The sequence below is a fragment of the Micromonospora lacuserhaii genome, from assembly GCF_036902735.1.
GTDB lineage: Bacteria > Actinomycetota > Actinomycetes > Mycobacteriales > Micromonosporaceae > Micromonospora.
This window is the reverse complement of record NZ_JBAKHO010000015.1, coordinates 103,247-114,235: the sequence shown is the minus strand read 5'-3', so window position 1 is coordinate 114,235 and position 10,989 is coordinate 103,247. Positions and strand designations below refer to the sequence as shown.

Annotated in this window: 11 protein-coding genes, 1 pseudogene and 1 riboswitch; of the genes and pseudogenes, 7 read left to right on the top strand and 5 right to left on the bottom strand. The window is 74.5% G+C overall.

What is annotated here, in order from left to right; all coding sequences use genetic code 11:
* Nucleotides 1-243, top strand: a pseudogene (locus V6U81_RS13415) (hypothetical protein); the annotation flags it as partial.
* Nucleotides 244-298: 55 nt separating this feature from the next.
* Here the strand turns inward: V6U81_RS13415 and mycP are convergent.
* Together mycP and V6U81_RS13405 are read right to left on the bottom strand one after the other, a co-directional pair.
* Entirely contained in the window at nt 299-1,531 is a 1,233-nt protein-coding gene (mycP, locus tag V6U81_RS13410) for a type VII secretion-associated serine protease mycosin (RefSeq protein WP_334488773.1), read from the bottom strand.
* Between the two features lie 64 nt (nt 1,532-1,595).
* Nucleotides 1,596-1,928 carry a helix-turn-helix transcriptional regulator gene (locus V6U81_RS13405; protein ID WP_334488770.1) on the bottom strand — a complete coding sequence of 111 codons (333 nt, stop codon included), beginning with the start codon at nt 1,926-1,928 and terminating at the stop codon, nt 1,596-1,598.
* Nucleotides 1,929-2,129: 201 nt separating this feature from the next.
* On the opposite strand from V6U81_RS13405, the gene V6U81_RS13400 reads away from it, so the two are divergent.
* The gene (locus V6U81_RS13400; protein ID WP_334488767.1) at nt 2,130-2,792 is read left to right on the top strand and encodes a carbonic anhydrase; all 663 of its coding nucleotides are present in this window, start codon (nt 2,130-2,132) and stop codon (nt 2,790-2,792) included.
* Nucleotides 2,793-2,858: 66 nt separating this feature from the next.
* On the opposite strand, the gene V6U81_RS13395 is transcribed toward V6U81_RS13400, so the two are convergent.
* Both V6U81_RS13395 and V6U81_RS13390 read right to left on the bottom strand, forming a co-directional pair.
* Nucleotides 2,859-3,881 carry a coiled-coil domain-containing protein gene (locus V6U81_RS13395; RefSeq protein WP_334488764.1) on the bottom strand — a complete coding sequence of 341 codons (1,023 nt, stop codon included), beginning with the start codon at nt 3,879-3,881 and terminating at the stop codon, nt 2,859-2,861.
* 4 nt (nt 3,882-3,885) lie between these two features.
* A riboswitch (cyclic di-AMP (ydaO/yuaA leader) is annotated at nt 3,886-4,016 on the bottom strand.
* A 166-nt stretch (nt 4,017-4,182) separates the two neighbouring features.
* Nucleotides 4,183-5,532: a YibE/F family protein gene (locus tag V6U81_RS13390; RefSeq protein WP_334488762.1), complete on the bottom strand. Its 1,350-nt coding sequence runs from the start codon at nt 5,530-5,532 to the stop codon at nt 4,183-4,185.
* Nucleotides 5,533-5,848: 316 nt separating this feature from the next.
* Here V6U81_RS13390 and V6U81_RS13385 point away from each other — a divergent pair, with 316 nt between their 5' ends.
* Nucleotides 5,849-6,382 carry a hypothetical protein gene (locus V6U81_RS13385; RefSeq protein WP_334488759.1) on the top strand — a complete coding sequence of 178 codons (534 nt, stop codon included), beginning with the start codon at nt 5,849-5,851 and terminating at the stop codon, nt 6,380-6,382.
* Nucleotides 6,383-6,451: 69 nt separating this feature from the next.
* Nucleotides 6,452-7,090: a DUF305 domain-containing protein gene (locus V6U81_RS13380; RefSeq protein ID WP_334488756.1), complete on the top strand. Its 639-nt coding sequence runs from the start codon at nt 6,452-6,454 to the stop codon at nt 7,088-7,090.
* A 38-nt stretch (nt 7,091-7,128) separates the two neighbouring features.
* Here the strand turns inward: V6U81_RS13380 and V6U81_RS13375 are convergent, their stop codons facing one another.
* Complete coding sequence (locus V6U81_RS13375; protein ID WP_334488753.1) at nt 7,129-7,428, bottom strand: metal-sensitive transcriptional regulator; 300 nt, start codon at nt 7,426-7,428, stop codon at nt 7,129-7,131.
* Nucleotides 7,429-7,525: 97 nt separating this feature from the next.
* Between V6U81_RS13375 and V6U81_RS13370 the strand changes: the two genes are divergently transcribed.
* Genes V6U81_RS13370 through V6U81_RS13360 form a run of 3 tightly spaced genes read left to right on the top strand, consistent with a single transcriptional unit; the run spans nt 7,526 to nt 10,949 of the window.
* Entirely contained in the window at nt 7,526-7,735 is a 210-nt protein-coding gene (locus V6U81_RS13370) for a heavy-metal-associated domain-containing protein (protein ID WP_334488750.1), read from the top strand.
* 32 nt (nt 7,736-7,767) lie between these two features.
* Nucleotides 7,768-8,697, top strand: a complete 930-nt coding sequence (locus V6U81_RS13365; protein ID WP_334488747.1) for a hypothetical protein — start codon at nt 7,768-7,770, stop codon at nt 8,695-8,697.
* On the top strand, nt 8,694-10,949 hold the full coding sequence (locus V6U81_RS13360) for a heavy metal translocating P-type ATPase (protein ID WP_334488742.1): 2,256 nt from the start codon (nt 8,694-8,696) through the stop codon (nt 10,947-10,949). Before V6U81_RS13365 ends, V6U81_RS13360 begins: the two co-directional genes overlap by 4 nt.
* Nucleotides 10,950-10,989 lie beyond the last annotated feature (40 nt).

Sequence of the window (10,989 nt, the reverse complement as noted above, 5' to 3'; positions counted from 1 at the left end):
CCGGGCATGGGCGGCGCGGCGATGGGCCCCGGCATGGCCGGCGGCGGACGCGGCGGGGCCGCCGGCAAGGGCGCCGGCGCGGGTGCCCGGGGATCCGGTCTGCGCGGCGGCATGGCCGGCGCGGGTCACGGTGCCGGCGCGGGTTACGGCGAGGAGGAGGAGCTCCCCCGGAACAGCTGGCTGGAGGAGGACGAGGACGTCTGGGGCGCCGACGGCGGCGGCTCGGCGGGCGTCCTGCGCTGAGCGTCGACGGGCGCCGTCCACAGTGGTGGGCGGCGCCCGTCCGTTCCCAGGCGGGTCAGGCGGGTTCGGTGCGGCGTCCGGGGCGCCAGCCGCGCCGCCGGCCGCGGGTCAGGATCGGCCGGGCGGCGAGCAGCGCCGCGGTGAGCACGGCGCCGATCCCGGCGGCCCAGAGCGCCACGGTGCGCTGCCCGGCGAGAGGGTCCCGGGCCGGTGCGGGCGCCGCCATCGCCCCGGCGGGCGGGTCGGTGCGCGTGCCGAGCAGGCTGGTCAGCGCCCGGTACGGGTTGACCACGCCATATCCGACCTCGGAGTTGCGCCCCTCGGGCGGGTTGTCGGCCGTCCGGGTGATCCGGTAGGCCACCTGTTCCGGGGTGAGGTCGGGGCGGGCGGAGCGGAGCAGCGCCACCACCCCGGAGACGTACGCGGCGGCGAAGCTGGTGCCGCCCTGCGGTTCGGCGAGGTAGCCGGACCCGCTCGGGGCGGGGCCGACGATGTCCAGCCCGGGGGCGGCGACGTCGACGTAGTCGCCGCTGACCGAGCTGCCCACGTGGCCGCCCTGCACGTCGACCCCGGCGACGGCGATGACCCCCGGGTACGCGGCCGGGTAGCGGGGCCGGTCCGAGCCCTCCTGGTCGCGGTTGCCGGCGGCGGCCACCACGACCACGCCCTTGGCCAGGGCGTAGTCGACGGCCTCGGCCAGTTCCGGCCGGTTGAACGTGGCCAGCGACAGGTTGATCACCTGGACGTCCTGGTCGACCGCCCACCGGATCGCCTGGCCGATCTGCACCGGCAGTTCACGGTCGGTGGACTCCTTCGCGTCCGGCAGCACCCGGACCGGCAGGATCCGGGCGGCGGGGGCGATGCCGTTGTACGGCGCGCCGGTGCCCTCCCGGCCGGCGATGATGCCGGCGACGACCGTGCCGTGGCCGGCGAGGTCGCACCGGCCCTTCATCGCGGGCAGGCCGTTGAAGTCGCGCCCCTCGGCGACCTGGCCGGCGAGGAGCGGGTGGTCCGGCGACACGCCGGAGTCGATGACGGCCACGGTGACCCGCTCGCCGTGGCTGATTCGCCAGGCCGAGGCGGGGTCGAGCCGGCGCAGCGCCCACGGCGTCTCGGTGGGGGCGGCCCCGCCGGGCCGGGCGGCGCAGGCCGGTGCCGCGCCGGCGGGCGGGCCGGGGACGAGGGGGGTGGCGAGCAGGGCCGCCAGCATTCCACCGAGGACGGTCCGGGTGGTAAGCCCGGCGGGCCCGGTCACCGCCGTCCCACCCGGCCGGAAGCTCTCACGCACGCGGTGAGATTACCGTCGCGGGCCCGGTGCCGGGGTGACGGGCGGGCCCGGATGTGGCGGGCGCTCAGAAGCCGGTGTCGCGTGGTGCGCCGGTGAAGAGGGCGAGGAGGTCGCCGACCTGGCGGTCCGCCTCGGCCGGGTGTCTGAAGTGGCCGCTGGGGTTGACCGTGTACTCGTTGCGCCGGCCGACCCGGGTGCGGTGCAGGTAGCCACCGGCCTCCAGGTCGGCGACGATCGCCTGGGCGGCCCGCTCGGTCACCCCCACCTCGTCGGCGACGTCGCGCAGCCGGGCGGTGGGGTTACGTGCGATGGCGAGCAGCACATGCCCGTGGTTGGTGAGGAACGTCCAGGTGCGGGTGCTCCCGTTCTGGTTCGCTGTGGTCGCCATGCCCGACATCGTATGACCTGCCGTTCGGGTTTTCGGCCCTGGCCTCCGCCCGAGCTCCGGCCGTTGCCCCGCAGCGGGCCGATCCGGGGAAAGGCAGAAATCTTAATCACGTATACCTTGACGTAGGTTGAGGTGCGTGTGACCGTGGGTGGGCGGCCGCCTCCGTCGCCGGCCGGGCTGACCAGGCCGATCACAGACCGAGGTGAGGCAATGGCCCCGACCACTCCGACCCAGGCGCTCGCCGAGTTGCACGCCGGAAACCGCCGCTTCGTCACCGGTGCGCCGCGCCATCCCAACCAGGACGCCGGTCACCGGACGGCGGTCGCGGACGGGCAGGACCCCTTCGCGGTGATCGTCGGCTGCTCCGACTCCCGGCTCGCCGCCGAGATCATCTTCGACCGCGGGCTCGGCGACCTCTTCGTGGTCCGCACCGCCGGGCACACCGCCGGCCCCGAGGTGCTGGGCAGCGTCGAGTACGCGGTGACCATCCTCGGCACGCCGCTCGTGGTGGTGCTCGGGCACGACTCCTGCGGCGCGGTCCAGGCCGCCCGGGACGCCGCCCGTACCGGCTCATCGCCGGCGGGTCACCTCCGGGCGGTGGTGGACGCCGTCGCGCCCAGCCTGCTCCGGGCGGCCCGGGAGGGCGTCGACGACATCGACGGGATCGTCGACATCCACATCGCGCGCACCGTGGAGAACCTGCTCGCCAGCTCCGCGGCGCTGGCCGCCGAGGTGGCCGCCGGGCGGTGCGCGGTGGTCGGCATGTCGTACCGGCTGTCCGCGGGCGAGGTGCGCACGGTGGCCGCGGTGCCGGCCGCCACGGCACCCGCCCAGACCGGCCGCGGCGGCCGCGCGGCCGCCGTCGCCCACTGACCGACCCGGAGTACGCGACGAGGGCCGCCCCGCACCCGGCGGGACGGCCCTCGGTGACACCTGCGCCTACAGCAGCGACATGTGCACGTGGTCGGTGTGGTTCGACGGCCCGCTGTACGACCTCCACCCGGTCGCCGGGAACCAGATCTGCCGGTTCCAGATGACGTAGTAGATCCCGAGCCGGTCCGCGTTGCGGATCAGGAACGCGGCGAGGTTGTTGCCGTACATCCGGGTGTCGTTGTTGTGCCAGGGGGCGAACCCGCTGTTCTGCAACGACCAGTCACAGGCCCGGCCCTTGGGGTGCTCCCACGGCCCGCCCGGCCGGTAGCAGCCGGCGAACCGCTTGAAGCCCGCCCGGCGGACCTCGTTGTAGGCGTGCAGGGTGCGCGGCGTGATCATGCCCGACGTGGTCGGGTCGTTCGCCGTGCGCGACTCGGGCAGCCAGCCGCCGTCCGACGTCCGGCCCGGCCCGATCCGGGCCACCGGCGACTTTGCGTCGACCAGGCCGCCGGTGAAGCCCTCGCCACCGACCAGCGCCAGTGCCTTCTCCGCCTCCTGGCTCTCCCGGGCCATGGCGTTGGCGAGCCTCTGCTGCACGCGCACCTCACCGTCGAGCGCCAGCTTGGCCTGCTGGGCACGATTCCTGGCGGCGGTGACCCTGCTGAGCTTCTCGGCGTTGACCATGTTCAGCTCGTCCAGCGCGGACGCGCGCTTGACGAACGAGTCCGGAGCGTCACTCTCCAGCAGCATCGCGACCGCGCCGATCCGGCCGGTCCGGTAGGACTGCGCGGCGATCTGGCTCACCTGCGGCCGCAGCGCCGTCAGCTCGTCCTCGGCCCGGCGCACCTCGAGCGCGAGCTGGAGTTGGCGCTTCTTCGACTTCTCCAGCTGCGACTTCGCCTTGGCGTACTCGCGGTTGCGCAGCTCGATCACGTCGGTCAGCAACTTCGGCTCGTCGTCCTCCTCGTGCCCCGACGGGGTCGGGGTCGAGGGCGCGGCCAGCGCGGGGGCGGCCGGCCCGGCGAGGATGGCCAGGGCGGCGAGCACGGCCACCACCGGTGTCAACCAGCGGCGCAGGGGTGCCGTCACAGTGTTCCCTTCCGTCGACCGCCGACCGGGTTAGCTGACGGGTTCGGGACGGAAGTGGCCCCTACCGCTGTCGCGGATGCACCCCAGGTACCTGGTTCCCCGGCTCGCCTTGCGGCGATTGGGCGGTGGTCCCGCAGGCGCCGGTGCGCGCCTTCGGCGGTGACCGGCAGCGAGGTTACCCGAGAGGAGTGCTGGGGATCTACGTCCAGAACCCGACTAAAAGCGTTATTTCGCAATGGCGTTCCGTGACCAGTGACGCGGTTATCAGCCGGGGGGTCGTCGTCGGTCACGCAGCGGAGTCTCACCATGCGGTGTCCGTGCTCCTTTCCGGGTCGGGCCACCGAGCCGGGGCCGGGGTGGACGGGCCGGCGTGCCGTGGCGCGCTCAGCGCCTCGAGCGCGGAGTCACGGTCGGCCGGGGGACGAGGGGTGGGCGCCGGGCCACTCGCCGGCGCGGTGTCCCCGGCGGGCCCGCGGCCGGCGGTGGTGACCAGCGCGGCCAGGCCGGTGGTCAGCGGTACGGCGGCCACCAGGCCGAGCGTCGCCACCGCGCTGCGGACGATCTCCTGAGCCAGGAACTCGCTGGTGAGGATCTCGCTCACCGACCGGCTGTCCACGGTCAGCAGGAGCAGCAGCGGCAGCGAGGCGCCGGCGTACGCCAGCACGATGGTGTTGACCGTGGAGGCGATGTGCGCCCGACCGACGCGGGTGGCCGCCCGGTAGAGCTGCAACCGGGACAACCCCGGGTTGGCGTGGGCCAGCTCGGTCACGGTGGCCGCCTGGGTGACGGTGACGTCGTCCAGCACGCCCAGTGAACCGATGATGATGCCGGCGAGGAGCAGGCCGTGCAGGTCCACGTCGCGCTGGTACATCGACAGCGTGGTGGCCTCCTCGCTGCCGAACCCGGTCAGGTGGGTGGCGGCGGTGGCCAGGCTGCCGAGCACGCCGGTCAGCACCAGGCTGCCCAGCGTGCCGAGCACCGCGACCGAGGTCTGCGCGGTGATCCCGTGGGTCAGGTACAGCACCACGAACATGATCAGTGCGGAGCCGGTGATCGCGATCAGCAGTGGTGAACCGCCCGCCGAGATGCCGGGGACGACGAAGGCCAGCAGGATCGCGAAGCTGGCGGCCAGGCCGGCCAGCGCCGCCAGCCCGCGCAGCCGGCCGAACGCCACGATCGCCGCCGCGAAGAGCGCCACCAGCCAGAGCAGTGGCTTGCCCCGCTGGTGCTCGGCGATGTTGTAGCTGCTGGCCGTCGGGTCCGCCGGATCGGTGAGCTTGACCAGCACGATCTCGTCGCCGACCGCCACCGTGGGGGCCCCCGGCCCGGCCGGCATCGGGGTCTGGACCCGTTTCCCGGCGTCCGGGCCCTGCTCGACGCTGACGGTCACCGTGCCGCACGGCCCGGTGGCCATCCCCGGCGTCCCCTCGGGGACCTCCGGGGTCGGTGGGCACGGCTCGCTCACCACCCGGGTCACCGTGCCGTGGGAGCGCGGCACGTCACCGCCCCGGTCCTGCTCCCGGACGTCCCGTGGCCAGAGCGCCAGCGCGGCGACGACCGTGATGACGAAGAGCGGTACCACCGTCGCGACGAGGATCCGTCGCACCCGGGGTGGGGTGGACGGAGCGGGACGGGTGTGGTCGGCGCCCATGGCGAGTCTCCTGACGGTCCGGGGCGGGGTACGTGTCAGTCAGCCGGTCGGTTCACCGGCGGGACCCGCGCGCCGGGACACGTACCGGAGTGTCTCCCGGCGTGCCGGCGTCGTCACGTACCGCGAGCGGCGGCGCGCCCAGCCGCTTGATGCCGCCCACGGGCGCCCGCCCCGGCGCGGTGCGCGGGGCGACGGTGGCGGTGGGCGGCGGGTCATCGTCGCCGAATGGTAGCCAGGACCGTCGCGGGTGGCTCGACTCGGACCGGTCCCGTCCGGGTCGGCCGCTGCCGGACGAGGGTTCGGCTAGCGTGGTGGGGTGCGGACGGCGAAGCTGGCGGAGACCGGGTGGTGGGCCCGGCTGCTGCTGCTCGCCTGCACCCTGCTCGGCCTGGCCGCCATGCACACCATCGGCCACGGCGCGCACGCCGAGGGCGCCCACCCGATGGCCCACGGCACGCACGCCGATGGGGCCTACCCGTTCGTTTACGGCGCGCACGCCGATCAGGCATACCCGCTGGCCCACGGCGCGCACGCCGATGAGGCCCACCTGGTCGGCCGCGGCGCGCACGCCGAGGGCGCGGCTGCGGTCGGCGGCTGCGCCGGTGACCACTGCGCCGGGGCGGTGGCGTCGCCGGCCGGTGACGCCGGCGGTCACCCGCACCTGTGGACCGTCTGCCTGGCGGTGATCGGCGCTCTCGCGGTCACGCTGCTGCTGGCGGCGCTGCTGCTCGGCTGGACCCGGCCCGCCGTCGGGGACCGCGGCCCGTCCCGGCCCTCGCCGGGGCCGCGCGCCCCGCCGGGCCGCCCGCTCGGGCTCCGGCTCGCCACGGTGTCGGTGCTGCGCACGTAGGAGGGCCCGACGCGGCTGTACCGCGTCCGCCGTCCGTTGCGTAGCTGTCCACACCGAAAGGACCTGATCGTGTTCACCCGTACCAACGCGCGCCGTGCCGCTCTGGCCGGCGTCACCCTGACCGCCGCTCTCGCCCTGGCCGCCTGCGGCGGCGACGACCACCAGGCCGGTTCCGGCCACGACATGCCGGGGACGGGCGCCACCGGCGCCCCGTCGGCGAGCGCGTCCGCCGGCTTCGGCGACGCCGACGCGATGTTCGCCCAGATGATGATCCCGCACCACCAGCAGGCGGTGCAGATGTCGGAGCTGGCCGGGACCCGGGCGCAGGACCCCGAGGTCAAGCAGCTCGCGGCGCAGATCAAGGCCGCCCAGGCGCCGGAGATCGCCACGATGACCGGCTGGCTCACGGCCTGGGGGCGTCCGGTCCCGTCGGCGAGCCCGGCGGGCGGGCACCTGCCGGGCATGGACCACGGCATGCCCGGGATGATGTCGGACGCCGACATGGCGAAGCTGGCGGCCGCCTCCGGTCAGGAGTTCGACCGTCAGTTCCTGACCATGATGATCGCTCACCACCAGGGGGCGATCACCATGGCGAAGGAGGAGATCGCGAACGGCGTCAACGCCGACGCGAAGTCCATGGCCCAGCAGATCGTCGCCGCCCAGCAGGGCGAGATCGAGACGATGAACAAGATCCTCGCCCGGCTCTGAGCGCCCGGTCGGGGGCACCGCCGGGTGCCCCCGACCGGTCAGCCGCGCTTCATCAGGCGGCCGACGGCGGCCATCATCTCGCCGGCCATCTCGTCGGCGCGGCCCTCCGCGGCGCCCTCGCGCATGCAGTGCCGGGCATGTCCGTCGAGCAGGCCCAGGCCGACCTTGTCCAGGGCGGCCTGGATGGCCGAGATCTGGGTGAGCACGTCGATGCAGTAGCGGTCGTCCTCGACCATCTTCTCGATGCCGCGGACCTGCCCCTCGACGCGGCGCAGCCGCGCGAGCAGCTGGTCCTTGCTGGCGGTGTAGCCCCGGGTCGGGGTGCTCGGTGTGGTCATGGCGACAAGGATAGCTTACCCCTAGGGGGTATGCTACTGTCACTGGCGAGCTACCCCTGGGGGGTATAGCATCGGCTTCAGGGAGAGGAGAACTGCCATGGTCACCACCACGTACCAGGTGCAGGGCATGACCTGCGGGCACTGCGTCAACTCGGTGAGCACCGAGGTGGGCGCGATCGAGGGCGTCAAGGACGTCCAGGTCGACCTGGCCACCGGCCGGGTCACCGTCAGCAGCGAGAGCCCGTTGGACACCGACTCCGTGCGCGCCGCGGTCGACGAGGCCGGGTACGACCTCGTCGAGGCGTGACGGGTCACCGACCCGAGAACCGAGGTACCACGATGAACACGGCGACCAAGCTGAGCGGCTTCGCGCTCGGCCTCGCGGCGGTGTTCGGCACGGCGTACGGGGCCGGCCAGCTGGCCGGCCCCGTCACCCCGGCGGCCGAGACGCGCCACGATTCCGCCACCGGCGACTCCCACTCCGCCACCGACTCCCACGCCACCGACTCCCACGGCGCCGATCCCCAGGGCGGCCACGACGGCGCGGCCGACGTCGGCCTGCCCGGCGGCCTGCTCGTCTCCGACCGTGGTTACACCCTGCAACCGCTGGTCGCCCCGACCGGCCAGTTCGCCTTCCGGGTCACCGGCCCGGACGGCGCGCCGGTCACCCGCTACGACGTGGCGCACGACAAGCGGATGCACCTGATCGTCGCCCGCCGCGACCTCTCCGGCTTCCGGCACGTCCACCCCGAGCTGGGCGCGGACGGCACCTGGCGGGTCGACTCCCCACTGGCCGGGCCGGGCGTCTGGCGGGCCTTCGCCGACTTCACCCCGTCGGGCGGGGAGCCGCTCACCCTCGGGGTCGACGTGACCGTCCCCGGCCCGGTCGAGGCCCGGCCGCTGCCGGCCCCGGCGACCAGCACCACCGTCGACGGCTACACGGTCACCCTGGCCGGCGCCGCACAGCCCGGGCGCAGCAGCCCGCTCACCCTGACCGTCAGCCGGGACGGCCGGCCCGTCACCGACCTGGAGCCCTACCTCGGCGCGTACGGGCACCTGGTGGCGTTGCGCCAGGGCGACCTGGCGTACCTGCACGTGCACCCGGAGGGCGCGCCCGGCGACGGGCGGACCCCGGCCGGGCCGGCGGTGACCTTCTCCGCCGAGGTGCCGTCCGCCGGCACCTACCGGCTCTACCTGGACTTCCGCCACGGCGGCGCGGTGCACACCGCCGAGTTCACCGTGGTGGCCGGTCAGGAGGTGACGCGATGACCTCGACCGCCAAGTCGTTGCCGATCGCCCCGAACCAGATCGAACTCGCCATCGGCGGGATGACCTGCGCGTCCTGCGCCGCCCGGATCGAGAAGAAGCTCAACCGGATGGAGGGCGTGACCGCGACGGTCAACTACGCCACCGAGAAGGCCACCGTCCGGTACGCCGACGAGGTCACCCCGGACGAGCTGATCGCCACGGTGGAGAAGACCGGCTACACGGCCGTCCTGCCGCCCCCGCCCGCCGCGGCCGGGGCGCAGCCGGCCGGCGAGCCGGTGGACGAGCTGCGCGGCCTGCGTACCCGGCTGTGGGTGTCGGTCGCGCTGGCCGTCCCGGTGATCCTGCTGGCCATGGTCCCGGCCTGGCAGTTCACCTACTGGCAGTGGCTGTCGCTGACCCTGGCCGCCCCGGTCGTCTGCTACGGCGGCCTGCCGTTCCACCGGGCCGCCTGGACCAACCTGCGGCACGGTGCGGCGACCATGGACACCCTGGTCTCGCTCGGCACCCTGGCCGCCTTCGGCTGGTCGCTCTGGGCGCTCTTCCTCGGCGACGCCGGGATGCCCGGCATGACCCACCCGTTCCGTTTCGACATCACCCGTACCGACGGCGCCGGCAACATCTACCTGGAGGCGGCGGCCGGGGTCACCGTGTTCATCCTGGCCGGCCGCTACTTCGAGGCCCGCGCCAAGCGGACCGCCGGCGCCGCCCTGCGTGCCCTGCTGGAACTGGGCGCGAAGGACGTGGCGGTGCTGCGCGGCGGCGGGGAGGTCCGGATCCCGGTCGACCAGCTCGCCGTGGGGGACCGGTTCGTGGTCCGCCCGGGCGAGAAGATCGCCACCGACGGCGTGATCGACGAGGGCACCTCGGCGGTGGACGCCAGCATGCTCACCGGCGAGTCGGTACCGGTCGAGGTCGGGCCGGGCGACGCCGTGGTCGGCGCGACCGTGAACGCCGGCGGTCGGCTGGTGGTCACCGCCACCCGGGTCGGGGCGGACACCCAGCTCGCCCAGATGGCGAAGCTGGTCGAGGAGGCGCAGACCGGCAAGGCGGCCGTGCAGCGGCTCGCCGACCGGATCTCCGGCGTCTTCGTCCCGATCGTGATCGCCCTGGCGGTGGGCACCCTCGGCTGGTGGCTGGGGAGCGGGGCCGGCCCGACCGCCGCGTTCACCGCCGCGGTGGCCGTACTGATCATCGCCTGCCCCTGCGCGCTCGGCCTGGCCACCCCGACCGCCCTGCTGGTCGGTACCGGTCGCGGCGCCCAGCTCGGCATCCTGATCAAGGGGCCGGAGGTCCTGGAGTCCACCCGCCAGGTCGACACTGTGGTGCTGGACAAGACCGGCACCGTCACCACCGGCCGGATGACCCTGGTCGACGTGCTTCCCGCCGTCGGCGGGGACGGCGCCGAGCTGCTCCGGCTGGCCGGGGCGCTGGAGGCCGGCTCCGAGCACCCGATCGCCCGGGCCGTCGCCGCCGGGGCGGCCGAGGCGGGGGAGTTGCCCCCGGTCACCGGCTTCGGCAACGTCGAGGGGCTCGGCGTCGCCGGCACCGTGGAGGGCCGCGAGGTGGTCGTCGGTCGGCTCCGGTTGCTGCGGGAGCGGGGTCTCGACGTACCCGAGGAGGTCGCGCGGGCGGCGAGCGGCGCGGAGGCCGCCGGCCGGACGGCGGTGGTGGCCGGTTGGGACGGTCGGGCCCGGGGCGTCCTCGCGGTCGCCGACGTGGTCAAGCCGACCAGCCGGGCGGCGATCGCCGGGCTGCGCGGGCTGGGCCTGACCCCGGTGCTGCTCACCGGCGACAACGCCACCGTGGCGGAGGCGGTCGCCACCGAGGTGGGCATCGACCAGGTGATCGCCGAGGTGCTGCCCGCCGACAAGGTGGACGTGATCAAGCGGCTCCAGGCCGAGGGGCGGACCGTGGCCATGGTCGGCGACGGGGTCAACGACGCCGCCGCCCTCGCCCAGGCCGACCTGGGCCTGGCCATGGGCACCGGCACCGACGTGGCCATCGAGGCGTCCGACCTGACCCTGGTCCGGGGCGACCTGACCGCGACGGTCGACGCGATCCGGCTCTCCCGGCGGACGCTGCGCATCATCAAGGGCAACCTGTTCTGGGCCTTCGCCTACAACGTGGCCGCCCTTCCGCTGGCCGCGGGCGGGTTGCTCAACCCGATGATCGCCGGGGCGGCGATGGCCTTCTCGTCGGTCTTCGTGGTGGCGAACAGCCTGCGGCTGCGCCGGTTCCGCCCGGTCGCCTGACCCTCCGCTGATCACGTTCGGTGATCGGTGGGCGAAGGTG